The following is a 24,209-nucleotide window of genomic DNA, read 5'->3' on the forward strand; positions in this document are numbered from 1 at the left end:
TCCTCCGGCCGGTGCGTACCCGCGCCTTTCCTGGTCAGTGGCGTCGCAGCGCCCGGTCGGTCGCGATGAGGGCGAGGAGCGCGAGCGCGAGGACGCCGCAGGTGGCGCCTATGCGGTGCAGGCCCGCGTCGTCGGCGCGGCTCTGGAAGAAGAGCCCGATCAGGCCGGCCGCCGTCATCGCGCCGAGGTACTGCGAGGTGCGCTGGAAGCCGGCGGCCGCGCCCGTGCCGCCGGGCGGCGCCTGCGCGTAGACGGCGGCCTGGTTGCCGGTCCCGACGAGCCCCTGCGGGACACCGAAGAGGACCGAGACGCCGGCGAGGACGAGCAGCGGCGTCCCCTCGGAGACGAGGACGAGCGCGAGTGCTCCGCCCCCGGTGAGCAGCGCGGCGAGGACGAGGGGCCCGCGGAGCGTGCCCGTCCGCGCGGCCGGCAGCGAACAGGCCGTCGCCGCAAGGGACATCGGCAGCATGGCGAGGCCCGCCTGGAGCGGCGTGGCGCCGTGCGCCTCCTCCAGCCACTGCGCCCAGCCGTACATGACGCAGTACACGACGAGGTAGGCGAGGCCGTGCCGCAGGTAGGTCCGGGCGAGGGCCGGGTGCGCACGGAGCAGCCGCAGGTCGAGGAAGGGCGCGGCCCGGCGCAGTTCGACGGCGACGAGCCCGCAGCAGAGCGCCCCCGCGACGGGCAGCAGCCACCACGGGGGAGCGTCGAGCCGCATGACGAAGAGCAGCACGGCGGTGAGCGAGGCGGCGAAGAGCACGACGCCCGGCCAGTCGGTCCGCGCGGCGTGCGCGGTCCGCGGTGGGTCGCGCGGCAGCCAGGCGTACGCGAGGACGAGCGCGAGCAGGGCGAGGGGCACGTTGAGCGCGAAGGTCGCACGCCAGCCGACCGTCGCGGAGAGCAGCCCGCCGAGGACGGGACCGAGCGCGGTGCTGCCGAGCGCGGCCATGGACATCAGCCCCAACACCCGGCGGGGAAGCGGCACTCCGGTGGCGTGCGCCCTCGCGCGCAACAGTGCCATCGCCGACGGGTACGCGGCCGCCGTTCCCACGCCGAGCAGCCCTCGCGAGACGACGAGCGGCCACAACTGCACCGCCGTGAGTCCCACGGCCCCTGCGGCGGCGACCAGGACGAGGCCGCCCGCGAGGACGCGCCGCGGGCCCGTGCGGTCGGCGACCCCTCCGAGGACGGGTTGCGCCACGGCGCTCGTGAGGTACAGGACCGAGACCAGCCACGCGGTGGAGGCGGCGCCGACCCCGAGGTCGCCGCCGATCGAGACGAGACTCGTCGCGATCATCGTGGAGTTGAGCGGGTTGAGCACCGCGGCGAGCAGAAGCGGGGCCATCAGGCGCGCCCGGTACGGCGAACGCCCGCCGGCCGGGGCAGCGGTGCCCGACGGCACCCCCTTCCGTCGCGGACGGTGGGCGCGGGGGAGCGGACCCGTGCGGTGCGTGGTGCCGGGGGGCCGGTGCGCGGAGGGTGTGCCCGCACCTCGTGCGTCGTCCTCCGCCGCGCTCACTCCTCGACCAACTCGCGGAGCACTTCCGCCGCTTCGGCGACCTGGCGCAGCTCCGGCCCTCCGAGCGCGCACAGGCGGGCGGCGAGCCAGCCGTGCTTCGCCTGCCGGAGCGCGGCGAGTTCCTGGCGTCCCGCCTGCGTCGGCGCGAGCTGGACCTGGCGGCCGTCGGTGGGGTGGGCCTGCCGCGTCACGAGGCCGCGTTCCTCGAGGGCGACGAGGGTGGCGCGCATCGACTGGGGGCGGACGAGTTCGGCGCGGGCGAGCCCGGCGATCGTCGAGGGGCCCGACTCGACGAGCCGGGCGAGCGCCGAGCGCTGCGACGCAGTGAGCCCGTTCCCCGACGAAGCCGCGCGCAGCCGCCGTTGGAGGAGCGCGGCTGTGGTCGCGAGGCTCGCCGCGAGGGCGGCGGCCTCTCGGGGATCGCCCGCGGCGGGGCGTCGGGCGGGGACGCCGGGCGGGCCGCAACGGGGGCTGGACATGGCGCGCAGAGTAGTTTTCGACAGGTGAACTTGCAAGATTTCCTGTCTTTTGTTGCCCAGCGATGCGCAGTTGCAACGTTGCCGCGCCATGTGACGGAGCGTCAACCAACCGTGTGTGCAGCGTTGTTGGACGATGCAACGGTTCAACGGGTCGACGTGAAACGCAAAGTGCAGGGTTCCGTCCGCAAGTATCTATCTGATAATTTCAATATGCTCGCTTCGACTGCGAGCGCAAGGAAGGCTCCAATGCCGCCGCGTCACGGCGGTGTTGGCGCCGCTTCGGGCCCCCCGAAGCCCAGCGGGTCTCCGGAGGGCGACCGAACGCCGCCCGGACCGCACCTGCCTGCACCATCTGCGGAAAGAGTACGAGCGATGAACGAATCGGCTCAGAGCCACGCCAGCGCACGCGAACTCGGCACCGAGGGCTGGCACAAGCCCTGGAGCGGGCAGAACGGGGGTGCCTGCCTCGAAGCGAAGAAGCTCAGCGGGCAACGCGTCGCCCTACGGCAGTCCACCGATCCGGACGGGCCCGCACTGGTCTGGAGCTCCGACGAGTTCGCGGCTTTCCTCGAAGGCGTCAAGTCGGGGGAGGCGGACTTCCTGCTCGGCTGCTGAGCCCCGAGCCGGCGCCTGCGGAAGGCGCCGGCCGTCCTCACGCCGCCTCCGCCTCCCGGGTGAGCGCCATGATCGCCATGTCGTCCTGCGGCTGGTACCCCGTCCACGCCTTCACATCCGCGACCAACGTGTCGACGAGCGCCGCCGGATCGCTGTACCGCCCTCTGCTCAGGCCGGGGGCGGGGTCGAAGAAGACCTCGCTCGCATCGCGGGCCTCCGTCACCCCGTCGGTGAAGAGCAGCAGCGAGGCGCCCGGCGGGAGCGCGACGGCGTCGGCGGGGGGCGGCTCCACCCCCTCCACCACCGGCAGCCCCATTCCCAGCGGCAGTTCGGGGACCGCCGGCTCCAACAGCACCGCCTCGTTCGTACGGACCAGGTACGGCGACGGGTGGCCGCGGTTGACGAGCCGTGCGGTGCCGCCGTCCGCCGAGATCTCCACGAGGATCGCCGTCGTGAACTCCTCGGCGTCGCCCACGCGTTCGCTCTCCCGGGAGAGGGCCAGATCGAGCTGCCTGGCGAGGAGCGGCAGCGTCGGCGCCTGCTCCGCCTCCTGACGGAACGCGCCGATCGCCACCGAGACCGACGTGATCGCCTGCAGCCCCTTTCCCCGCACGTCCCCGATGACCGCGCGCACGCCGAACGGCGTCATCTGCACCGCGAAGAGGTCACCGCCGATCCGTGCCTCGCTCTGCGCCGCCTCGTACCGCGCGGCCACCGCCACGGGGCCCACCCGCGCCGGCGGATCGGGGAGCACGGCACGCTGCGCCGCCTCCGCCACCCCGCGCGCCTGTGCCAGTCGGTACTGCTGCCGGCCGATGAGGATGTTGATCCCCATCGCCAGCGCGCTCGTCATCGCCACGTCCGCGAGGTCGACGAGGAGCCCGGAAACCGGGCGCCCCAGGTGCAGGTCGACCAGGATCGACGTCGTGCACGCGAGGGCGCCGAACGCCGCGCTCATCGCGAACGAGAGCATCGCGCCCGCGGCGAGCGGCGCGGCGGCGAGCAGCGGCAGCCCCAGGTAGGCGTACGGCCCGTAGAGGTCCATCAGGACGCCGCCGATGAGCAGCAGGATCGCGATCGCGCCCGGCGTCCCCAACACCCGCCCGCCGTACGTCTCCACCGGGTCCTGCCGGGACGAGAGACCGGAGCCGCGACCCGGTCGGAGACGGGGCGGCAGCCGCATCGCCTCCCACCTTCTCCTGCCCCAGACCATCGCGCCTCCGATCAGCCGCTCCCATGCGCCGACCGTACGTCCCGGCCACGGCCTCCGCTCCCCTTACCACCGAGAAACGGCGCCCGTCCCCTCCCCGCGAGGGAGAGGAGCCGGGCGCCGGGTTCACGAGGTGTGCCCGGGGCCGCCCGAGCCGAACCCGCCGCTGCCTCCGGGGCGCCAACGCGGCGGGCGTCCCGTGATCCTGCGGCCCGTCGTGTTCTGCGTACTGAACTCGTACGGCATCCGTCGGCGGCCGTCGTGCGGTACGTCGGCCGAGTCCATCTGCTCTTGGTCGTCCGTGGTCTCGGGGCCCGGATGCGGAGGCGGCGAGCCCGACTGGCGCATGTCGCCCCTCCGGCGGAGCCGCTGGCCGTAGACGACGGCGAGGATCAGCATCGAGACGACCCCGATACCCAGCACCAGCGGCACGATCCCGACGAGCAGGTCGCGGGTGGCGGCGAGCACCACGGGTCCGTCCGCGACGGCGGTGAGTGCGCTGTAGGTAGTCATGACCCGCGGGTTCCACACGAGGAGCTTCTTACGCAGAGCGGTGCCGCTCCGTCCGGTGGCGGAGCACCCACCCCTGCGCTGCTTCCTGCAGGTCACTACATCTTCGCAGGTCAGGACGGGTGGCGTAACGTGCAGGAAACACCCGAGCCCTACGGTTCCCAGGCGGCGCCGCCCCCTGCGGCTCCGGTCCACACGAGTACGCGGGAGGTGCGGGCGCCGATGGCGGAGGAGAGCCCGACCGAGGCCCACCGCGCCATGCGCCGGGCCGACCACGCGCGCAGGGTCGCGGGCGTACTGCGCCGCCAGATCGCCGGCGACGGGTTCCCCGGCGGCCGCCTCCCGGAGGAACGGCTCCTCGCCGCGGAGTTCGACGTCTCCCGCAACGCGGTCCGCGAGGCGCTCGCCCTCCTCGCGCAGGAAGGCGTCGTGGAGCGCCGCCGCGGCATCGGCACCCTCGTGCGCGGCCGCCCCTACCGGCATCCGCTCGCACAGCTCGCCGGCCTCGCCGAGGTGCTCCACCACCACGGCGACGTCGTCAACACCGTCCGCGAGGCGCGACGCGTCCGGCCGCCCGCCGACGTCGCGCGGAAGCTGCGGTTGGAGCCCGGGGACGAAGCCGTCTACCTGGAGCGGCTGCGCCGTCTCGACGGCGCGCCCCTCTCCCTCGACTCGACCTACCTTCTCGCCGAGGTCGGTGACCCGCTCCTCGCCCTGGAGTGCGCCGTCCTCGAACACCACGACGTCTTCCACCTCATCGAGACCGCGGCGGGTGCGCCGCTCGGCCGCGCCGAGGTCTCCGTCCAGGCGGTCGCCGCCGACCCGGCAACCCGCGAGGTCCTCGGCATGCCCGAGGGCGGCGCCGTCCTCGCCGTCGAGCGCCTCGTCCGCCTCGCCGACGGCCGGCCCGCCGACGTCGAGCTCCTCCACCTGCGCGGCGACCGCCTCACCCTCCACGCCGAACTCGACCGCCCGTCCGCCGGCGCCTGACCGCCGCTCCCGACACCCGCCGCACACCAGGAGGTAAGCGGTGCGCCACGCACTGCACGAGACCGCCGAGCCGAGCCGCCGCACCCCGGGCAGGCGCGGACTCACCGCCGCGATGTGCCTCAGCGTCACCCTCGTCGTCGGCATGGTCTCCGCCGTCAACCTCGCCATCCCCGAGATCTCCGCCGACCCCGTGCGGCCCTCCGCCACCGCCGTGGTGTGGGTCGTCGACGGATACCTCCTCACCTTCGCCTGCCTCCTGCTGCCCGCGGGCGCGCTCGCCGACAGGCTCGGGCGCAAGGGGGTACTCCTCGTGGGGCTCGGCCTCTTCACGCTCGGGAACCTCGCCTGCGCGGCGGCGCCGCACGTCGGTGCGCTCATCGCCGGGCGGGCGCTGAGCGGGGCCGGGGCGGCCGCCGTGCTGCCGACCACGCTTGCGCTCCTCGTCCACGAGAGGACGGGCGCCGAGCGTTCCCGCGCCGTCGCCGTCTGGGCCTCGATGACGGGGCTCGCCGCCGTCCTCGGCAACGTGGGAGGCGGCGCGGCCCTCGAACTCGGCTCCTGGAGGGCGCTCTTCCTCACCGTCACGCCGCTCGCCTGCGGCGCGCTGCTCCTCGTCGCCGCGCTCGCGCCCGCCGTGCCCCGCACCCCGCGGCCCGTCTCCTGGCCCGGAGCCGTGCTGCTCACCGGCGCCGTCGCGGCACTGCTCTACGCCGTCGTCTCCGGACCGCAGCAGGGGTGGGGCAGCGCACCCGTCCTCTGCGCCTTCGCCGCTGCCGCGTTCCTCGGGCCGGCCTGGGCGGGCAGCGAACTCCGCGCCCGGCACCCGCTGCTGGACCCGGCTCTGCTGACGAGCCCCCGCGTCCTCGCCGCGGCCGCGGGGATGGCGCTCCTCTTCACGGGGATGTTCGGGCTCTTCCTCCTCAACGGGCAGTACCTCCAGTACGTACAGGGCGCGGGGCCGCTCGGTGCGGGGGTCCGCCTGCTGCCGATGGCTGCTGCGCTCCTCGCGGGGCCGCGCTGCGGACTGCTGCTGCGCCGCCTGCTCGGCGACGGAGCGGCAGCGGCGGGCGGCATGCTCGTGCTCGCCGCGGGGCTCGCCGTCGTCTCGCGGATCGACCCGCACACGCCGTACGCCCTCTACGCCTGCGGCGCCGTACTCACCGCGCTCGGCTGCGGCATCGCCACGCCCGTCTTCTCCGAGGCCATGGTCTCCGCGCTGCCGGGCGAGCGCGCCGGGGCCGGGTCCGGACTCCAGTCGCTCACCCGGGAGTTGGGGAGCGCCTTCGGTATCGCGGTCACCGGCAGCCTCGTCACGGCGGGCTTCACCGCGCGGCTCCCGGAGCGGCTCACCGGCGAGCCGGTCCCCACCACGGTGCCCGCAGCCAGGGCCCGCGCCACGGAGGCCGGTGCGGGCGAGGCGCTGGACCCCGGCATCCTCGCCGCCTTCACCGGTGCCGTGCACACGGCGACCCTCGTCCTCGCCGCCGGCATCGCGCTCGCCGCGCTGCCCGTGGGGCGCGGGGTGCGGCACCGGGCGGGGTGAGGGGGCCGGCGCGAGGCCGGCCCCCGGTGGACGTCAGGCGAGCAGGCGCTTCCAGTCGTCCTTGCCCAGCACGCCGCTGGTCTTCAACTCGCCGCCGGCACGGCGGAGTTGCGTCACCGCGTCGGACACCTCGCTGCCGGAGCCGGCCGTCACGCGCGGCGTCAGCAGCGGCCAGATGTCGGAACCGAGGAAGCCGGTCTCGTCCACCTTCGAGTGGTGCAGCGCCGAGCAGGTGTGCGGTTTCACGCCCGCGGAGTCGGCGAGCTTCACCACGGCGCGCTTCGTCTCCGGGCCGAAGACGCCGTCGGCGCGCACCGAGAGGAAGCCGGCGGCGCGCAGCAGGTGCTGCGCCGCGCGCACCCGGGGCCCCGAGCTCCCCGGCTTCAGCAGCGGCCAGGCGAGCGGCGCGGCCGGCGCCCGCGTGCCCATCGCGCCGGCGACCGCCTCGCGCAGCTCCTGGAGGCGTCCGTAGAGGACCTCGCCCGGGCACTCGGTGGAGTTGAAGTCCCGGTGGCCCATGATGTTCTCGACCGGGCGGTCGTACTGGGTGGCGATCCAGGCGACGAGCGAGACGAGCGAGTCCCACAGCGCTTCGGGGACGTCGACCTCGCTGTAGAGGCCCTCGTTCTCGATGCCGATGACCTCGCTGTTGTGGTCGGCGACGTTGGCGCCCTGCACGTGCTGCGTCCCGCCGCGCACCACCTCGAGGCTGCGGTGGCGCCCTTCCAGCGCGTACCCGCCGCGGCTGTTGGTGAACTGCTGCCCGGTGTCGCCCCAGCCCTGCCCGTCCATGTGGAAGTCCTGGATGTCGCGGCAGATCTGCATCGCGTGCTCGAGCGAGTAGTCCTCACTGTTGCCCGGCTCCGCCGTGTGGTGCACCACGATGTAGGTGGGCACCCGGTCGAGGACGACGATCTGCCCGTCCGGCTCCCGGGCGCCCCACTCCTGGGTGTCGTAGATTCTGGGCTCCTTCGAGTCGGCGCCGGCGCGTCCCGGCTGCGTCCTCTGCGGCGCGGCGCCCGCGGAGGCGACGCCCAGCCCGAGGGCTCCGACGGCCGACACGGTGAGGCCGCCCGCGAGCAGGGAGCGGCGTCCCAGGGGGGAGTGGCTTGCCATGACGATCTCCTTTTGCGGTGTGGGGGGTTGGAGAATGCGCGGCTCCTCCGGTCGGCTCCGTGGGGGTGCCGGTCGGGGGAGCGGGGAGAGTCGTGTGCGGGTGCGCGGCGGGGGTTACGGCGTGCAGGGCAGCGGGACCCCGCGTTCCGCCAGGTAGGCCACCGGGTCGTCGCCGAAGCCGTAGCCACCGTCGAGATGTACCTCGAAGTGCAGGTGCGGACCAGTCGACTCGCCCTCGCTGCCGACGGAGGCGATCCGCTGCCCGCCGTCGACGGTGTCGCCGACGGCGACGAACCTCTCGTACATGTGCCCGTACTCGGTGACCGAGCCGTCGTCGTGCCGGATGCGCACCCACTGCCCGTATCCGGTGGCCGGCCCGGACTCGGTGACCTCGCCCGGCCCTGCCGCGTGGATGGGCGTGCCGAGGGGCGCGGCGAGGTCGACCCCGTCGTGGCCCTCGTGGTAACCCTGGCTGATCTCGGCCGCTACGGGGCACGACGCCGCGTAGGAGGCCGAACTCCCCTGCGTCCGGGGGGAGTCGGAGCTTGCGGCGAGGGCGGGCGCCGCGGCGGCGACGCTCAGTACCCCGCTCGCCGCGAGAACGACGGCACCTCTGCGCTTGCGGGACATTCTTCTCCCTTCGTCGGTGCGGGTCCCCGGCATCCACCCCGCAGTCTTGCTCATGTACGCGACAATGTCTCCCTCTTGCGCCGGATTAGCTACGCGCGGAGAACGGCGCCGAACTCGGCCAACACCGCCCGCCCGCCGCGCGGTTGGCGCCTCCTCCGCCGCGACCTGCGGCGTGCCGACGACCGTGCGCAGCCGTTCCCCGCGCGACTTTGTAAGCTGGCTTACCGCGAGCCCGGAACCAGAGGGGCGCGCAACCGTAAGGACCCTTGCAACGTCAGCCGGACCTCCTTCAGTCCGGTGCACACGAGTGGGCTGGTGGCACATGACCGAAGTCCCGTCCCCTCGCCTGCGTCTCCTCCGGGAGAGCTACGGGGACCCCGTGGGCGTCGAGGAGGCGCGGTCCAGGCACTGGGGCCGACTCGTCGCCGACGCCGAGCACCGGGAACGCGTCACCCTCGTCGCCTGGGAAGGCGAGCGCCTCGCCGCCGTCGCGCCGCTGCCGCTCGCCGAGTCGCTCCCCGGACTCCTCGCCGGGACCGCCGGACGCGTCCCCCTCAGCGCGGCCCGCGCCAAGCTCGGCGACCTCGTCCGCCGCGCCACCGCGCCCTCCGACCCGGTGGCGCACGTCCTCACCCGCCACGGTGTCGCCGTCGCCGTGCTCCTCGACGCCGCCCGCCTCCAGCCCCGGCGCCCCGACGCGGCACCGGAGTCGGCCCCCGCGCCCCGCCGCCTCGCCGCTCTCGGCGACACGCTCGGCGACGTCACGGCGCCCACCCTCCCGTACGGTCTCGCCGACCTCGACTCCGCGACCGGCGGGCTCCTCGCGGGAAAGCTCAGCCTCGTCGCCGCGGCGCCGGGAGCCGGCGGAAGCCTCCTCGCGGTGAACGTCGCCCGGCACGCCGCTCTCCGCCTCGGCCGTCCCGTCCTCTACGCGGCCTCCGGGCTGACGAGGGCCGACGTCGCCGCCCGCATCGTCTCGGCGGAGTCGGGCGCCGACTACCGCCGGCTCCGCTCGGGAAACCTGACGCCCCCCGAGCACACCGCCGTCGAGGCCGCCACCGCCAGCCTCACCCGGGCCCCCGTCCACATCGACGACGGCGCCGAGTTGACCCCCGAAGCGGTGGCAGAGACCGCCCCGTGGATCGAGGGGCTCGCCCTCGTCGTCGTCGACCGCCTCCAGCACGCCCCCGACGAGGCGCTCCCGCTCTCCGGCGCCGCGCTGCCCTCCGCGGCCCGCGCCCTCTCGCGGCTCGCCCGGGACCTTGCGGTGCCGGTGCTCGCCGTCGTCGACTCCGACGCGCCCGAGACCGTCACCTCCCTCGACGCCGACACCACGCTGCTCCTCACCCGTACCGAGGAGGACGCCCGACTCCGCGTCGAGGAACGGGACTTCGGCACCCGCGCCCGCGTCACCCTGCGCCCCGACACCGCGCACGCCCGCTTCCTCGACGCGGCGGCCCCGGCGCCCGCGCCTGCCCCCGCGCCTGCCCCTGCCCCCGCACCGGCCCCTGCACGCGGTCCGAGTCCCGCACACGGCCGCACCCGTCCCGCCGGCACCGGCGTCGACGGGCGCATCGCCCGCACGGTGGCGCAGGTGCTCGACGAGCACGGGGGCGACGCGGACGAGGCCGCCGCCGCGCTCGTCAGGCGGGCGATCCCGGACGCGATGGAGCTGCTCGACGCATGCCGGATCGGGGGGCGCTACGACGTCGTCGGCCATCCGCCGCTGCCGGGCATCCTGCGGAAGAAGTCGGCACACGGCGCCGACGAGATCTGGGAGGCCCGCCCGCGCTGGACCCGCCCCCAACTCCCGCCGGGGCGGCACGAGGTGACCGCGCTCGACATCAACGGCGCCTACCTCTCCGCGCTCAAGACCCACCTTCCGCTCGGCGCGCTGGAGCACTCCGAGGGCAACGTGCACTCGACCCGCCGCGCCGGGCTGCACCTGATCACCCCGCCCGACTGGGAGCACGGCGACCACCTCCCCGACCCCCTCGGCAACCGCGAGGAGCCGGGCCCGGTGTGGGTCACCGAGCCCACCCTCCGCCTCCTCAAGCGCCTCTCGACGGGGAAGTACGGGGCCCTGTGCGACCCGCCCGTGATCCTGGAGTCCTACACCTCGGGCGCCACGGAGAACCTCCTGGAGAAGTTCCGCCAGGTCCTCAGGGACGCGCGGGACGGGGCGATCGAGGAGGACGACGAGACGACCCTCGAGTACGTCAAGGCGATGTACTCCAAGTTCGTCTCCACCATGGGAGAATCCCACTTCAACCGGGACCTCTACCGCCCCGACTGGATGCACATCATCCGCTCCCAGGCGTTCGTCAACCTGTGGCTCAAGGCGCACAGGGCGCACCAGGCGGGCGTCCCCGTCGTCCGCGCGATGGGCACGGACGAGCTGCACGTGGCGGGGGAGTGGCGCCCGGTCTTCACCGAGGGGCGCGGGGTCTCCGAGGTGAAGGTGAAGGACGTCTACGCGGCAGGGAACCCGGGAGAGTAAGTGCCGGAGAGAACACACCAGTTCGGCCTCTACGGCGCGCGTGGCGAACTCGGCAGCCAGGCCGCGGCCCGCGTGCTCGACTCCCTCGTCGGCGGCATCGCGTCACCCGTGACCACCAGGCGCGGTCTCATGGCGCGCCTGCGGTACCTGACGAGGTCGAGCGCCGGCTACGAGGCGATGCGTGACGCCGGCCTCACCGTCACGCAGCGGACGATCAGGGCATGGCTCGCGCAGCGTCAGCGCCCCAACCGCCCCAACCTCGCCCGGATCGACAGGGCTTACTGGACGCTCCGCCGCCGCAACGTCGCCCGGTACCTCCTCCAGCGCCTGAACAGCCGGGGCGGCACCCGCGTCGAGATCCACCCGCTCGACCAGGCCGAGGTGCTGGTGCCGCGCCAACGCGTCCTGGAGTACCGCAGGTTGAACATCCGGCGCTGGGACGCGATCGTCGAGGCGTGGGCCGCGGGGGACGCCGCGGCCCTGGACGACGCCTGGGTCGAGCAGATCGTCGACCTGGGCTCGCAGTGGGGGAAGTACGAGTACGTGACGTCCGTCGGCTTCTCTGCCTGACGGCGGCCGCACGGCCCCCGACGCCGGACGCTCCGGGCGGGCCGCCCGGAGCCGGGCGGAACGGCGCATGCGGGGGGCCAGCGACACCGGCCGGCCGCCGGGCCTCCGAACCGGCCGGCTCCCGGCCGCGCGACGTCCGAGCCCGTCGGCGGGGCGGCGCACCCGCAGCTCGACATCGGGCGGTGCCGGGCGCGTTCCGAACTCCGCATGCCGATCCGACCGGCGTCGCCCGGCGGCGCCGGCACGCTGTGCTCGCAACCGTCGTCCATCGGCGCCCCGTTGACGCGAGCGCACCGTCCGGCGCGCGCAGTCGTCGCCTTCGGTCGCGCGCGCGTTCCCGACTACGGCACCGCGGCCTCGCTGTCAACGGCCCCCGTACGTTGCGGAGTTGCCGCGAGTTCGGCGACGACGCTGTCGACGTGGGCCCGAGCCGCTGCCTCCGCGGCGGCGCCGTCGCCCGTGACCACCGCCTCGATGATCGCCAGGTGCTGGGGGAGCGACTGCGCGGGGCGGCCGGGACGGAGTGCGAGGCGGAACTGGAAGCGGACGGTCTGGCCGTTGAGGCGGTCGAGGAGGCTCGTCGCCACCTCCTGGCCGCTCGCGCGGGCGACGGTGTCGTGGAGGCGCCGGTTGAGCGCCGAGTAGGCGTCGAGGTCGCCGTCGGCGACGGCGCGGCTCATCTGCTCGCCGATGGCACGGAGTTCGGCGCGGTCCGCGTCGCCCGCCGAGGCTGCCGCCCTCCGGGCGCAGAGGCTCTCCAGGGCGGCCCGGCACTCGGTGATCTGCACCGCCTCCTCGACGGAGATCACCCGGACCCGTGCGCCGCGCCTGGGTATCAGTTCGACCAGGCCCTCGGCAGCGAGGTCCTGGAGCGCTTCGCGTACCGCGCTGCGAGTGGTGCCGAACGTCTCCGACAGCTCCTGCTCGACGAGGCGTTGGCCGGGCGCCATCTCGCCGGCGGAGAGCCTCGCGCGGATGCCGGCCCCGACGACGCGGCGCCCTTCCTGACCGGTGACCTGGCCGTCCGCCACCCGTACCGCTCCTCTGCTCGCACTCAACTCGCCGTCCCCCGCAGGGGGCTGGCCAGGGAGTCTACCGGCCCCGACCTTGTTGATGACAATGGAAAATTTTTCATCAACCATATTGTCAACAATCTCGTTGACGGTTACGTTCCCTGCGTCACCTCCTCGGAAGGGAGCCACGGACCACCATGACGCCGTCCACCCCTCGGCCCGCCGACGCCGTGCTCCGGCAGGGCATCCGTCGCCACGGCGAACAGACCGCGGTGCCCTGCTGGTTCATGCGCGGCGGCACCTCGCGCGGCCCGTTCTTCCGCGCCGGCGACCTCCCCGCCGAGACGGCCGCGAGGGACGCCGTGCTCCTCGCCGCGCTCGGCTCGCCCGACCCCCGCCAGGTCGACGGCCTCGGCGGCGCCCACCCGCTCACCAGCAAGGCCGGCATCGTCGGACCGAGCCAACTCCCCGACGTCGACCTGGAGTTCCGGTTCGCCCAGCTCCAGCCCGACAGCGACGTCGTCGACACCACCCCCAACTGCGGCAACATGCTCGCCGCCGTCGTCCCCTTCGCCCTCGAAGCGGGGCTCCTCGCGGCCCGCGGAGAGACCACCACGGCGCGAGTCCGCACCCTCAACACCGGCCTCACCGCCGACATCACGGTGCGCACCCCGCTCGGGCCCGACGGCCGGTACGTCGCCTACGAAGGCGAGGCACGCATCGACGGCGTCCCCGGCACCGCGGCGCCCGTGAGCGTCGGCTTCCTCGACACCGAGGGTTCCGTCTGCACCGCGCTCCTGCCCACCGGGCACGTGCGGGACCGCGTCGAGGTCGAGGGGCTCGGCCCCGTCGACGTCACCTGCATCGACAACGGGATGCCGCTCGTCCTCGTCCCCGCGACGGCACTCGGCCGCACCGGGTACGAGCCGGCCGCGGAACTCACCGCCGACGCCGAACTGCGCACGCACCTGGAGCGGTTGCGGCTGGCGTGCGGGCGGCGCATGGGCCTCGGCGACGTGGCCGACCTCAACTACCCCAAGATGACGCTGACGGCGCCCCCCGCCGAGGGCGGCGCCGTCGCCACCCGGAGCTTCATCCCGCACGTCTGCCACGCCTCGATCGGCGTCCTCGCAGCCGTCACCGTCGCCACGGCCTGCGTCCTCGACGGCACCGTCGCGCACGAAGTGGCGACGCTCCCCGCGGCCGAGCCGCAGGAGGGGGGCGGCTTCGCCACGACCGTCTCCGTCGAGCACCCCTCGGGGGAGTTCAGCGTCGCACTCGGACTCGACGCGGATCGCCGCACCGTCACGCGCTCCGCGCTGCTGCGCACGGCCCGACTGATCATGGCCGGCGAGGTCATGGTCCCCGCGGCCGCAAGCCCCGCCCCGCACGACCACCAGGAGGACCAGCGATGATCATCGACTGCCACGGCCACTACACCACGGCGCCGCCGGCGCTGGCGCAGTGGCGGGAGCAGCAGATCGCCGCCCTCGAAGGACCCGCAGCGCCGCCGGACCCCGCGGGGCCGCACCTCGGCGACGACGAGATACGCGAAAGCATCGAGTCCAACCAGCTCCGCCTCATGGACGAGCGCGGCATCGACCTCACCGTCTTCTCGCCGCGTGCCTCCTTCATGGCGCACCACGTCGGCGACTTCGCCACCTCGCAGGAGTGGGCGGCCCGCTGCAACGACCTCTGCCACCGGGTGAGCGCCCTCTACCCCGAGCGGTTCGCCCCCGCGGCCATGCTCCCGCAGTCGCCCGGCGTCGACCCCGCCACCTGTGTCCCCGAACTCCTCCGCGCCGTCGAGGAGTTGGGCGCCGTCGCGGTCAACCTCAACCCCGACCCGTCCGGCGGCCACTGGAGCGCGCCCCCGCTCACCGACCGTGCCTGGTACCCGCTCTACGAGAAGCTGGTCGAGCTCGACGTGCCGGCCATGGTCCACGTGAGCACCAGCGTCAACCCGGCCTTCCACACCACGGGCGGCCACTACCTCAACGCCGACACCACGGCGTTCATGCAGCTCCTCCAGGGCGACCTGTTCGCCGACTTCCCCACGCTGCGCCTGATCGTCCCGCACGGCGGCGGTGCCGTCCCCTACCACTGGGGCCGCTTCCGCGGGCTCGCCGCGGCGCTCGGGCGCCCGCCGCTCGAGGAACACCTCCTCGGCAACGTCTTCTTCGACACCTGCGTCTACCACCAACCCGGCATCGATCTGCTCCTCGGAGTCGTGCCGACCCGGAACGTGCTCTTCGCCTCGGAGATGATCGGCGCCGTCCGCGGCGTCGACCCCCGCACCGGGTTCGCCTTCGACGACACCCGCCGCTACGTCGAGTCGGCGGGGCTCTCGCCCGAGGACCTCGCCGCCGTCGAGGAGCGCAACGCCCGCACCGTCTATCCCCGCCTGGACGCCCTGCTGCGGCGTCAGGGCCGCTGACCACGCACAAGGAGCCGTCGTGTTCGCACTCGGTGTCGTACACCGCACCGTCAACCGCCCGTCGACCGCAGACGTCGAAGCGCTCTCGAAGTTCGGGGTGAGCACCCTCCACGAGGCGATGGGCCGCGTCGGGCTGATGCGCCCCTACCTGCGCCCGGTCTACCGCGGGGCCCGACTCTGCGGCCCCGCCGTCACGGTGCTTCTCCAACCGGGCGACAACTGGATGCTGCACGTCGCGGCCGAGCAGGTACGGCCGGGGGACGTGGTCGTCGCCGCCTGCACGACCGAGAGCGAGGACGGGTTCTTCGGCGAACTCCTCGCCACCTCGCTGCGCGCGCAGGGCGCACGCGGCCTCGTCATCGACGGCGGCTGCCGCGACGTGGCCGAGTTGGAGGCGATGGACTTCCCCGTCTTCTCCCGGGCCGTCAACGCCAAGGGCACGGTCAAGGCCACCCTCGGCTCCGTCAACGTGCCCGTGGTCTGCGCCAACGCGCCCGTACGCCCCGGCGACGTCGTCGCCGCCGACGCCGACGGCGTGGTCGTCGTCCCCGCCGAGCGCGCCGCCGAGGTCGCCGAGGCGGCGGCGCGCCGCGAGGCCAACGAGGAAGGGAAGCGGCAGCGCTTCGCCGCCGGGGAACTCGGCCTCGACATGTACGCCATGCGCGAGCCGCTCCGCGAAGCGGGCCTCCGCTACCTCGACTGACCCCGTCCGCACCACGTACCGCCGGTCGCCCGCCGGCGGCGCGCACCACCCGGCACCCCTCCGCGTGCCGGCCGAGGAGGAGAGATGAGTACGCGCTTCACCAAGACCCCGGGCTGGCTCGACTGGCACCCGGACCCGGCGAAGCCGACGTACCGGCTGCCGTCGGGAGCCGTGGACGCGCACTGCCACGTCTTCGGTCCCGGCGACGAGTTCCCCTACGCCGCCGCACGCAAGTACACGCCCTGCGACGCGAGCAAGGAGCAACTCTTCGCGCTCCGCGACCACTTGGGCGTCTCCCGGAACGTCGTCGTCCAGGCCACCTGCCACGGCGCCGACAACACGGCGATGCTCGACGCCGTCCGCTCGGCAGGGGGCCGCGCCCGCGGCGTCGCCACCGTGCGTCCCGACGTCACCGACGCCGAGCTGCGCCGCCTCGACGCGGCCGGGGTACGAGGCGTTCGCTTCAACTTCCTCAAGCGGCTCGTCGGAGCCGCGCCGCAGGACGACCTCGCCCGTATCGCGGCGAGGGTCGCACCGCTCGGGTGGCACGTGGTGCTCTACTTCGAGGCCGCCGACCTTCCCGAGCTGGAAGGGTTCTTCGCCGCCCTGCCCACTCCGCTCGTCATCGACCACATGGGCCGCCCCGACGTCCGGGAGCCCGTCTCGGGGCCGCAGTTCACGCGGTTCCTGCGGTTCGCCGAGCGCAACGACGTGTGGGTGAAGGTGAGTTGCCCCGAGCGGCTCAGCCTCACCGGGCCCGCCGCGCTCGACGGCGAGCGGAGCGCCTACGCCGACGTCGTGCCCTTCGCGCGCACGGTCGTCGAGGAGTTCCCCGACCGCGTGCTGTGGGGCACCGACTGGCCCCACCCCAACCTCACAGAACACATGCCCGACGACGGGCTGCTCGTCGACCACATCCCTCACGTGGCCCCCACCGAGCAGCAGCGCCACAAGCTCCTCGTCGACAACCCCGTGCGGCTCTACTGGCCGGAAGAGACGGCCTGACCGGCCCGTCCCGCCACCGCCCCGTCCCACCTGCCGCGACGGCGGTCGCTAGCGCCTGCGCCGAGACCGCCGCCCTCCCCTCTCCGAAGGCGTTGCCATGGCACATCCGAACGCGGCGCACCGGCTCGACCGGTTGCCGATATCCCGCTTCCACAAAGTGACGCTCGTCGCCGTCGCCTTCGCGTACTTCTTCGAGTTCGCGGACATCAACAGCTTCGCCGTCACCGCCCCCCGTCTGATCACCCTCTGGGGCGTCACGGTCGACCAGGTCGCCTACGTCACCTCGCTCTCCTTCGTCGGCATGTTCATCGGCTCGATCGTCGCCAGCCGCATCGCCGACCGGCTGGGACGGAAGAAGGCCCTCACCCTCACGACGGTCTTCTTCGGCTCCTTCTCGTTCCTCTCCGTCTTCGCCTGGGACATCCTGTCGCTCGGCGTGCTCCGCGTCCTCACCTCGGCCGGGCTCTCCGCGATGACCGTTGTCGCCGTGGTCTACGTGAGCGAGCTCTACCCCTCGGCCGTCCGCGGCAAGTACCAGGCGTACGCCATCGTCATCGGCATCTGCGGAACCCCCGTCACCAGCCTCATCGCCAGCCTCGTCGTGCCGCTCGCCGACTGGACCTGGCGGTTGGTCTTCCTGTGGGGCGCCCTCGGCATCCTCTTCCTCCTCTTCACCCGGTACCTCAAGGAGTCGCCGCGCTGGTACGAGAGCAAGGGCGAGTACGAGAAGGCCGAGGCGACCCTCCGCGAGATCGAGGCCCAGGTCGAGGCGGAGAAGGGGCCGCTGCCCGAGCCGCTCCCGCCCGTCGACGAGGTCCCGCAGACCAAGGCCCCGCTCAAGCTGCTCCTCCAGCGCAAGTACCTCGTGCCCACGCTGGTGTTGACCGTTCTGTGGGTCACCCAGACGATCGGCTTCTTCGGGTACTCGAGCTGGGCGCCGACGCTGCTCGCCAAGGAGGGCTTCAGCGTCGAGAAGTCGATCTTCTACATCGCGCTCACCACGGTCGGCGCACCGCTCGGCTCCTACGTCGCGTCGCTCGTCACCGACCGCTTCGAGCGCAAGTGGTGCCTCGTCGTCTTCGGCCTCGCCATCGCCGCCTGCGGACTGCTCTACGGGCTGACGTTCAACCCCGTCTTCATCATCGTCTTCGGCTTCGCCGTCAACATGCTGGAGCGCGGCTACACCGCCCTCGCCTACGCGTACTCGCCCGAGCTCTTCGACACCAGGGGCCGCTCCCTCGGTACCGGCATCTCCTACGGCCTCGGCCGCCTCTCCAACGCCGCGGGCCCGCTCGTCATCGCGGCGCTCTACAACAGCACGGGGTACCAGAGCGTCTTCTTCTTCATCGCCGGCACCTGGGTCGTCGGCGCCGTCGTGCTCGCCCTCTTCGGAGCCGGCACCCGCCGCGCCCGCCTCGCCTCGGCACAGGGACCGGCCAAGGACGCCGAGCCCTCCGCGGTGTGACGTGCACGGCGTCCGGTGGTGGCGGCTGTCGGGCGGGGTGCCGACTCGCGGGCTTCCACGGGCCCTCGGGCCGGCACCTCTCGGACGGAGAGCCCCGGCTGCCGCTCCGGGCCGACGACGGGCGTCGGGTGCAGGGCTCCGACGGCCGCCCGCCGGGCGAACGGCGAGCGGGACCGCCCCCGTCATGTCTTCGGCGGTCCTGCAATGGGGCCGCTGGCCTCCGGGCCCGGTATGACTGTGTCCCCTGTCGAAGGCGTGACCCGGGGGGTGGTGTTCGCCGGGTTCGGGAGGTGTCCGTCGGAGACGCCACCGTGGACTTCTGCGCCCACTATGACCGGAGCCCCTCCGACCCCGACTACCCCACCGAACTGTGCGTCGGTGTCAGGACCGCCGCCGTCCTGCCGACCACCATCGGCGACGGCACCAGCTTCCCCACCGCCGCCCACCTGGCTTCCTACGCCGGCCTCACACCGACGACGAACATCCGGGAGAGGTCATTGCGTCCCGGGTTCGGGACGCATCGGCAGTCCGGCGCGGTCGGCGCCACGGCGCAGTACGGTGCAGAGCATGGCGGGGCTGAGAGTGCGGGTGGACAGGTTCCGCTGGCTGGGGTGATAGCCGCCGATCAGGTGGACGCCTCCTTCATCGCCGCAGTCAGGGATCAAGGCTTCCGCGCCGTGTCCGAAGACCGGGCGCGGACGAGGGATCCGCCATCCCGCGCTGGCCAGTGCCGGCAGCACGGCCCGCCAGGCGAAGGCACCGAGAGCCACGACGGCTCGCAGGGTCGGACGCAGGAGTTCCAGCTCGCGGACGAGCCAGGGCCGACAGGTGTCGCGTTCCGAGACGCTGGGCCGGTTCTCAGGGGGTGCGCAGTGCAGCGGCACCGTGATGCGCACCCCGTACAACCGCATCCCGTCCTCGGCGTGCGTGGCGACCGGCTGGGAGGCCAGGCCGATGTCGGACAGCGCGGCATACAGTACGTCGCCGGACGGATCACCCGTGAAGATACGGCCGGTGCGGTTGCCACCGTGTGCAGCCGGAGCCAACCCGACGATCGCCAGCGGGGCATTCGCCGGGCCGAACCCGGGCACCGGTCTGGCCCAGTATTCCCAGTCCATGAACGCCCTGCGCTTGACCCTTGCGACGTTCTCCCGCCAGGCGACCAGCCGCGGACAAGCCCGGCAAGTGGTCACCTTCGCATCCAGCTCCTGTACCGCACTCAGCGGGGGAGCCGTCACCGCGGGAAACTCGGGGCTCTCCGGCCCCGAGCGGTCACCGTGCATCTCACGCTCCTCGCCACCAGCCGTACCGGTCAGCCGGCCATCCCTGCGCCCGGCGACGCGTCTGCTGGACCTCGGTCTCCGTCGAGGAACACGATCGCTGGGGAGCGTCGAACCGACGGGTATCTCTCGCGGAGTCTATGAGGAGACCTCCTCCGAGCGCGGAAGACAGGTTCCTTCTCGACCACTTTCGCCGCGCGGGTGTCCCACGGGGGCGCGCAAGGTGTTGTTTCCTCTTTCCGGGCCGGCGGTTCGGTCTGCTCGGGTTCGCGGAGGTGCGGGACGACGAGACACGCGCCTGCAACGGGAGTGCCCGCACGTCCCACCGCTCCGTCACGCAGTCATGCGGCGGCGACCAGCGCCGTGACCTCGTCGGCAAGGGATTTGCCGAGCTCGCCCCAGCCGTCCTTGTAGCCGTAGACGCTGGCCAGTGTGCGGGCCTCGTAGTCGCCGTTCATGATGTCGATGTCAGTGGCCTTGATCAGCCCTGGGTGCGCGACGCCGACGGCCGAGGAGACCTTCATCAGCTCCGTGCGCAGGGTGCGAAGATAGACTGCGGCCCGTGTGGCCTTCGAGGCCGGGTCCAGGCCGCGGGCCAGCCGCGGATTCTGGGTGGCGACCCCGGTCGGGCACTTGTCGGTGTGGCACTTCTGCGCCTGGATGCAGCCGATCGAGAACATCGCCTCACGCGCCACGTTGATCATGTCCGCACCCAGTGCGAAGGCGACCGCGGCGTTCTCCGGCAGACCGAGCTTCCCGGAGGCGATGAAGGTCAACTCATCGGTCAGCCCCAGCTCGGCGAAGATGCCGTACACCCGGGAGAATCCCATCCGGAAAGGCAGCGACACCGAGTCGGAGAACAGCAGCGGCGCCGCACCCGTACCGCCCTCGCCCCCGTCGACGGTCACGAAGTCGACACCACGCTCGCCATGCGCCATCAGCCCGGCCAGCTCCTGCCAGAACTCCGTCTCGCCCACCGCACTCTTTATCCCGACCGGCAAACCGGTCTCGGCGGCCAGCAGCTCGACGAAATCCAGCATGGAGTCGACATCGTGGAACGCCGTGTGCCGCGAGGGGGAGGCACAGTCCTCGCCGAGCGGGATGCCGCGAATCTCGGAGATCTCCGGAGTCACCTTCGCACCCGGCAGCATTCCGCCCAACCCCGGCTTGGCCCCCTGCGAGAGCTTGATCTCTATCGCCCTGACCGGGGCACTCGCGACGACCTCCTTGAGCTTGTCGAGGTTGAAGCTGCCGTCCTCGTTCCGGCAGCCGAAATACGCCGTGCCGATCTGCAGCACGAGATCGGCACCGCCTCGGTGGTACGGCGAGAGGCCGCCCTCTCCCGTGTTGTGCATCGCCCCCGCAAGCGCCGCCCCCTCATTCAGCGCCGTGATCGCCGCCCCGGAGAGCGAACCGAAGCTCATCGCCGAGATGTTCACCACGCTTGCCGGCCGGAACGCCCTTGCACGCCCCCGCGGCCCGCCCAGCACCTTGGCCGAGGGCAGCGGGGCCTGCGGATCATGCATATCGGGCAGCGCACCGGCGAACGTACGCTGCTTCAGATACGCATGCCCCTGCATGTGCTCGACGTCGTTGTCGGTCCCGAACCCGAAGTAGTTGTTCTCCTCCTTCGCCGACGCATAGATCCAACTGCGCTGGTCACGGCTGAAGGGCCGCTCCTCGTCGTTGGAGGTCACGATGTACTGACGCAGCTCCGGCCCGATCTTCTCCAGCAGGTAACGGGCGTGCCCGAGAACCGGGAAATTTCGGAGCAGAGCGTGCTTCTTCTGGACAAGGTCACGAGCAGCCACAAGACTCACGGCTGCCGCGGTGGCCGCGGCGATGCTCCGGACGCGCATGAACCCCCTCCTCATTGCCAGACGCCATCGCCAGCCGGTGGACGTCGTCGTCTCCTGTCGGGTGTCGGGCAGGCAAGCACTCCACACGGGTGGCGTTGCACACCGAAGAACGCAGGCGATGGTAGAGGCCAACACGGAGAGGTCGACGGGCAGGGTCACCAAGCGGGACGGATTCACAGGCGAGTGACAGCGCCCGCACACACTCGGCCACAGGGCCGCGAACTCGCGTCGCGCCACCGCATCGCACGCGAGGTGTGCTTGCTGTTGACGAGCGCGCGCTCACGGGGACTGCACCGCCTGAGACGGCTCTTGACGACAGCGCGACGGCCGACCTGTCGAGCAGCACTTGTCGTGTTCGCCCTTGCCGGCTGCGAGGCGACCGTGAGCTGACCATCGACCGCGACGGACAGCAGAACTCGCCAGGCCGACACATGCGCCGATCGTCGACCGCGGCCCGGGCGGGCACCGGAGACACCGATGTCCCGTCGCCGTCGTGAACGGCTGCCCCGGCACACCGCCGCCCCGGCTTCACCGACGAACCCGCCGTCGCCACCGGGTGGTGGCGCTTCCCCGCCTACGCCGACAGGCTGCTCGCGGCCCAGTTAGGCGTTGCAGAGCAGTAGTTGCAGGAGAGCGTCACCGAAGGCGAACATCGTTGCGCCCTCGGGCCTGCTGCCCTGAGCAGACACACGCGAACTGAGCGCCCGCCGGCCCGAGACAGCCGTGCCCTGAGCCGGAAGGGGACGAGCATGCACCGACGAGCGTTGGTGCTCTTCAGGACCGAACCGTCGAGCGCGAGTGGGCGAGCGACCGGGTCAGGCCCGAAGCCGCGTCGCCGCGCTCAACGTTCGACCGCAGGGGGTTGCGCGGGCCCGGTCACGGCCGCCTTCCGGTACTCCTCGGCCTCCTGCCGGGTGACATGGTCGACCTGGCGGAAGAGCGCCGGGACCGAGGCCAGGCAACACAGGCAGCCGATGATGACCCACAGGGTAGGGGCGTAGACCGTCAGCCGGGCCGTTGCCCACGTCATCAAGGCCGGTGTGGTGCCGGCAAAGAAGACGGCGGCGAGGTTGTAGCTGACCGCGAGGCCCGTTGAGCGGACGGCCACCGGGAACACCCGGGGCAGAACCGATGGTGCGACCCCGGAGAACGCTGCGACGCTGGCGCACAGCACGGCGTGAACGAGTAGCAGGACGGTCAGGTTCGGCTGACTGTGCAGCCACCACAGGCAAGGTGTGGGGATCAGAACCATTGCGACTGAGCTCCACACCACCACCTGGCGGGCCCCTACGCGGTCGGCTATCCACCCTCCGGCGAGGCAGCCGACGATCACGACCGCATTGCCGAACAAGGAGGCGAGAAAGGCCTGCTGGGAAGAAAAGCCCAGCCCGATGGCCGGGTCCTTGTAGTAGGTGGGCAGGTAAATGAGGAAGGCGTAGACACAGACGGTCCACAGTATGGAGAAGAGGAAAGCGGCGCACAGCTCCTTGGGATACTCCGTCACCAGCCCTCGCAGCGGCCCGGGCTTCGGGCGAATGGCGTCCGCGGCACTGTGCCGGGTGAATTCCTCGCTTTCCGGCAGACTGCGGCGGATGTACAGGCCTATCGGAATGATCAGCAAGCCGAGAAGGAAGGGGATCCGCCAGGCCCAGTCCTGGACCGCCTCCTCGGGGAAGACCGTGGTGATGGTGAAGCCGACCAGTGCGGACAGCAGGTTGGAGATGCCCATGGAGGCCTGCAGCCAGGAGGAGTACAGGGAACGCCGGTCGGCAGGCGCGTTCTCCAGCATGTAGGCGGCCGCGCCGCCGATCTCGCCGCCGGTTGAGAAGCCCTGGAAGAGCCTCCCCGCCAGCAGCAGAATCGGTGCGCCGACACCGATGAAAGCGATCGGCGGTGCCGCGGCGATGATGAGCGTGCCGATGCCCATGGCGCCGATCGACAGCATGAGTGCGGCCTTGCGCCCCATCCGGTCGCCGTAGACGCCCCCGATCACCGCTCCCAGCGGGCGGGCCACGAAGCCGGCGCCGAACACCACGAACGTGCTCATCAGCGCCGAGGTCGGGTCGTCGTCCCGGAAGAAGTTGTGGGCGATGTAGCTGGCGAAGAAGGCGTAGACGGAGAAGTCGTACCACTTCATCGCGTTGCCGAACGCCGCCGCGGCCACTGCTCGGCGAGGCTGCACGTGCGCGGGGGTGGCCTCGGGGGATGCCCGCTGCGAAGTCGCCATGCCGGGGCGCCTCCTTGTCGTTGCTCGGCTGTGGACTGTGTGGCTGACTACTTCAGTGCTGTCGGCTGTTCGTAACCGTCGAGGTTGATCAGGGTGGCGGTCAGGACGTGTACGCCCTGCGCGATGTCGGAGATCTCGGTCAACTCCTCGGGGCAGTGGCTACGGCCCCCGACGGAGGGAACGAAGACCATGCCCATCGGGCCGAGATGGGAAAGGTGCGCGGCGTCGTGACCGGCACCGGAGGGGACGGCCTGCCACGGCAGTCCGAGCCCGTCGGACGCCTCCGCGATGACGTCCTGAACCAGACCCGAGGCGGGCACGGGATCCTGATCGGTCAGCCATTCGAAGTCGACGTCCACGCCGCGCTGCCGCGCCTCGGCGGCGATCTCGTCGACGATCCGCTTCTGCGCGCCGCGCAGCCAGGTGCCGTCCACGCTGCGGATCTCGGCCCACATCCGGGCCTCGTCACTGATGACGCCCATCGAACGGGGCGAGGAGTCGATGCTGCCCAGGGTGGCGACGCCGTGGACGGGCGCCC

21 protein-coding genes and 1 pseudogene are annotated in these 24,209 nt (G+C 72.5%); 11 read left to right on the top strand and 11 right to left on the bottom strand.

Annotated elements, in window-relative coordinates:
* Nucleotides 1-34: 34 nt before the first annotated feature.
* Nucleotides 35-1,519 carry an MFS transporter gene (locus tag UWG_RS0103860; protein ID WP_016905893.1) on the bottom strand — a complete coding sequence of 495 codons (1,485 nt, stop codon included), beginning with the start codon at nucleotides 1,517-1,519 and terminating at the stop codon, nucleotides 35-37.
* Nucleotides 1,516-1,998, bottom strand: a complete 483-nt coding sequence (locus UWG_RS0103865; protein WP_016905894.1) for a MarR family winged helix-turn-helix transcriptional regulator — start codon at nucleotides 1,996-1,998, stop codon at nucleotides 1,516-1,518. The genes UWG_RS0103860 and UWG_RS0103865 overlap by 4 nt, the downstream gene beginning before the upstream one ends.
* A 372-nt stretch (nucleotides 1,999-2,370) precedes the next feature.
* On the opposite strand from UWG_RS0103865, the gene UWG_RS0103870 reads away from it, so the two are divergent.
* Nucleotides 2,371-2,613, top strand: a complete 243-nt coding sequence (locus UWG_RS0103870; RefSeq protein WP_016905895.1) for a DUF397 domain-containing protein — start codon at nucleotides 2,371-2,373, stop codon at nucleotides 2,611-2,613.
* Between the two features lie 37 nt (nucleotides 2,614-2,650).
* On the opposite strand, the gene UWG_RS0103875 is transcribed toward UWG_RS0103870, so the two are convergent.
* A complete protein-coding gene (locus tag UWG_RS0103875; RefSeq protein ID WP_016905896.1) occupies nucleotides 2,651-3,796 on the bottom strand; it encodes a PP2C family protein-serine/threonine phosphatase in 1,146 nt (381 codons plus the stop codon).
* 153 nt (nucleotides 3,797-3,949) lie between these two features.
* The gene (locus tag UWG_RS0103880; RefSeq protein ID WP_033195952.1) at nucleotides 3,950-4,336 is read right to left on the bottom strand and encodes a DUF6479 family protein; all 387 of its coding nucleotides are present in this window, start codon (nucleotides 4,334-4,336) and stop codon (nucleotides 3,950-3,952) included.
* Nucleotides 4,337-4,555: 219 nt separating this feature from the next.
* Here UWG_RS0103880 and UWG_RS0103885 point away from each other — a divergent pair, with 219 nt between their 5' ends.
* Entirely contained in the window at nucleotides 4,556-5,323 is a 768-nt protein-coding gene (locus UWG_RS0103885) for a GntR family transcriptional regulator (protein ID WP_016905898.1), read from the top strand.
* Between the two features lie 40 nt (nucleotides 5,324-5,363).
* Nucleotides 5,364-6,866 (top strand): MFS transporter, encoded by a 1,503-nt coding sequence (locus tag UWG_RS0103890; RefSeq protein WP_016905899.1) that lies wholly within the window; start codon nucleotides 5,364-5,366, stop codon nucleotides 6,864-6,866.
* A 33-nt stretch (nucleotides 6,867-6,899) separates the two neighbouring features.
* Here the strand turns inward: UWG_RS0103890 and UWG_RS0103895 are convergent, their stop codons facing one another.
* Both UWG_RS0103895 and UWG_RS0103900 read right to left on the bottom strand, forming a co-directional pair.
* Nucleotides 6,900-7,982 (bottom strand): peptidoglycan recognition protein family protein, encoded by a 1,083-nt coding sequence (locus tag UWG_RS0103895; RefSeq protein WP_016905900.1) that lies wholly within the window; start codon nucleotides 7,980-7,982, stop codon nucleotides 6,900-6,902.
* 114 nt (nucleotides 7,983-8,096) lie between these two features.
* Entirely contained in the window at nucleotides 8,097-8,666 is a 570-nt protein-coding gene (locus UWG_RS0103900) for a M23 family metallopeptidase (RefSeq protein WP_237719973.1), read from the bottom strand.
* Between the two features lie 268 nt (nucleotides 8,667-8,934).
* On the opposite strand from UWG_RS0103900, the gene UWG_RS31920 reads away from it, so the two are divergent.
* Both UWG_RS31920 and UWG_RS0103915 read left to right on the top strand, forming a co-directional pair.
* Nucleotides 8,935-11,112, top strand: a complete 2,178-nt coding sequence (locus tag UWG_RS31920; RefSeq protein ID WP_078495580.1) for a DnaB-like helicase C-terminal domain-containing protein — start codon at nucleotides 8,935-8,937, stop codon at nucleotides 11,110-11,112.
* Nucleotides 11,113-11,682: a hypothetical protein gene (locus UWG_RS0103915; RefSeq protein ID WP_016905902.1), complete on the top strand. Its 570-nt coding sequence runs from the start codon at nucleotides 11,113-11,115 to the stop codon at nucleotides 11,680-11,682.
* 341 nt (nucleotides 11,683-12,023) lie between these two features.
* Here the strand turns inward: UWG_RS0103915 and UWG_RS0103920 are convergent, their stop codons facing one another.
* Complete coding sequence (locus UWG_RS0103920) at nucleotides 12,024-12,713, bottom strand: GntR family transcriptional regulator (RefSeq protein ID WP_016905903.1); 690 nt, start codon at nucleotides 12,711-12,713, stop codon at nucleotides 12,024-12,026.
* A 179-nt stretch (nucleotides 12,714-12,892) separates the two neighbouring features.
* On the opposite strand from UWG_RS0103920, the gene UWG_RS0103925 reads away from it, so the two are divergent.
* From UWG_RS0103925 to UWG_RS31925, 6 genes and pseudogenes are all read left to right on the top strand, one after another.
* Nucleotides 12,893-14,110 carry a 4-oxalomesaconate tautomerase gene (locus tag UWG_RS0103925; protein WP_016905904.1) on the top strand — a complete coding sequence of 406 codons (1,218 nt, stop codon included), beginning with the start codon at nucleotides 12,893-12,895 and terminating at the stop codon, nucleotides 14,108-14,110.
* Entirely contained in the window at nucleotides 14,107-15,132 is a 1,026-nt protein-coding gene (locus tag UWG_RS0103930) for an amidohydrolase family protein (protein WP_016905905.1), read from the top strand. Before UWG_RS0103925 ends, UWG_RS0103930 begins: the two co-directional genes overlap by 4 nt.
* A gap of 19 nt (nucleotides 15,133-15,151) precedes the next feature.
* Entirely contained in the window at nucleotides 15,152-15,835 is a 684-nt protein-coding gene (gene ligK / locus UWG_RS0103935) for a 4-carboxy-4-hydroxy-2-oxoadipate aldolase/oxaloacetate decarboxylase (RefSeq protein ID WP_016905906.1), read from the top strand.
* An 84-nt stretch (nucleotides 15,836-15,919) separates the two neighbouring features.
* On the top strand, nucleotides 15,920-16,840 hold the full coding sequence (locus UWG_RS0103940; RefSeq protein WP_016905907.1) for an amidohydrolase family protein: 921 nt from the start codon (nucleotides 15,920-15,922) through the stop codon (nucleotides 16,838-16,840).
* Between the two features lie 97 nt (nucleotides 16,841-16,937).
* Nucleotides 16,938-18,305, top strand: coding sequence for an MFS transporter (locus UWG_RS0103945; protein ID WP_016905908.1), 1,368 nt, complete (start codon nucleotides 16,938-16,940; stop codon nucleotides 18,303-18,305).
* 374 nt (nucleotides 18,306-18,679) lie between these two features.
* A pseudogene (locus UWG_RS31925) lies at nucleotides 18,680-18,785 on the top strand (transposase); the annotation flags it as partial.
* A 14-nt stretch (nucleotides 18,786-18,799) separates the two neighbouring features.
* Here the strand turns inward: UWG_RS31925 and UWG_RS0103950 are convergent.
* The 4 genes from UWG_RS0103950 to UWG_RS0103965 all read right to left on the bottom strand — a co-directional run.
* Nucleotides 18,800-19,588 carry a uracil-DNA glycosylase gene (locus UWG_RS0103950; RefSeq protein ID WP_016905909.1) on the bottom strand — a complete coding sequence of 263 codons (789 nt, stop codon included), beginning with the start codon at nucleotides 19,586-19,588 and terminating at the stop codon, nucleotides 18,800-18,802.
* A 338-nt stretch (nucleotides 19,589-19,926) separates the two neighbouring features.
* Nucleotides 19,927-21,444 carry an FMN-binding glutamate synthase family protein gene (locus UWG_RS0103955; RefSeq protein ID WP_016905910.1) on the bottom strand — a complete coding sequence of 506 codons (1,518 nt, stop codon included), beginning with the start codon at nucleotides 21,442-21,444 and terminating at the stop codon, nucleotides 19,927-19,929.
* Between the two features lie 841 nt (nucleotides 21,445-22,285).
* On the bottom strand, nucleotides 22,286-23,671 hold the full coding sequence (locus tag UWG_RS0103960) for an MFS transporter (RefSeq protein ID WP_016905911.1): 1,386 nt from the start codon (nucleotides 23,669-23,671) through the stop codon (nucleotides 22,286-22,288).
* Nucleotides 23,672-23,718: 47 nt separating this feature from the next.
* Nucleotides 23,719-24,209: M20/M25/M40 family metallo-hydrolase (locus UWG_RS0103965; protein ID WP_016905912.1), on the bottom strand; the 491-nt coding region annotated here is incomplete at its 5' end.

It is taken from the genome of Streptomyces xiaopingdaonensis, assembly GCF_000262345.1.
GTDB lineage: Bacteria > Actinomycetota > Actinomycetes > Streptomycetales > Streptomycetaceae > Streptomyces > Streptomyces xiaopingdaonensis.

Coding starts and splice junctions, on each gene's coding strand:
- UWG_RS0103865 (WP_016905894.1), bottom strand. CDS start 1,998: ATGTCCAGCCCCCGTTGCGGCCCGCCCGGCGTCCCCGCCCGACGCCCC.
- UWG_RS0103870 (WP_016905895.1), top strand. CDS start 2,371: ATGAACGAATCGGCTCAGAGCCACGCCAGCGCACGCGAACTCGGCACC.
- UWG_RS0103875 (WP_016905896.1), bottom strand. CDS start 3,796: ATGCGGCTGCCGCCCCGTCTCCGACCGGGTCGCGGCTCCGGTCTCTCG.
- UWG_RS0103880 (WP_033195952.1), bottom strand. CDS start 4,336: ATGACTACCTACAGCGCACTCACCGCCGTCGCGGACGGACCCGTGGTG.
- UWG_RS0103885 (WP_016905898.1), top strand. CDS start 4,556: ATGGCGGAGGAGAGCCCGACCGAGGCCCACCGCGCCATGCGCCGGGCC.
- UWG_RS0103895 (WP_016905900.1), bottom strand. CDS start 7,982: ATGGCAAGCCACTCCCCCCTGGGACGCCGCTCCCTGCTCGCGGGCGGC.
- UWG_RS0103900 (WP_237719973.1), bottom strand. CDS start 8,666: ATGAGCAAGACTGCGGGGTGGATGCCGGGGACCCGCACCGACGAAGGG.
- UWG_RS31920 (WP_078495580.1), top strand. CDS start 8,935: ATGACCGAAGTCCCGTCCCCTCGCCTGCGTCTCCTCCGGGAGAGCTAC.
- UWG_RS0103925 (WP_016905904.1), top strand. CDS start 12,893: ATGACGCCGTCCACCCCTCGGCCCGCCGACGCCGTGCTCCGGCAGGGC.
- UWG_RS0103930 (WP_016905905.1), top strand. CDS start 14,107: ATGATCATCGACTGCCACGGCCACTACACCACGGCGCCGCCGGCGCTG.
- UWG_RS0103940 (WP_016905907.1), top strand. CDS start 15,920: ATGAGTACGCGCTTCACCAAGACCCCGGGCTGGCTCGACTGGCACCCG.
- UWG_RS0103945 (WP_016905908.1), top strand. CDS start 16,938: ATGGCACATCCGAACGCGGCGCACCGGCTCGACCGGTTGCCGATATCC.
- UWG_RS0103950 (WP_016905909.1), bottom strand. CDS start 19,588: ATGCACGGTGACCGCTCGGGGCCGGAGAGCCCCGAGTTTCCCGCGGTG.
- UWG_RS0103955 (WP_016905910.1), bottom strand. CDS start 21,444: ATGCGCGTCCGGAGCATCGCCGCGGCCACCGCGGCAGCCGTGAGTCTT.
- UWG_RS0103960 (WP_016905911.1), bottom strand. CDS start 23,671: ATGGCGACTTCGCAGCGGGCATCCCCCGAGGCCACCCCCGCGCACGTG.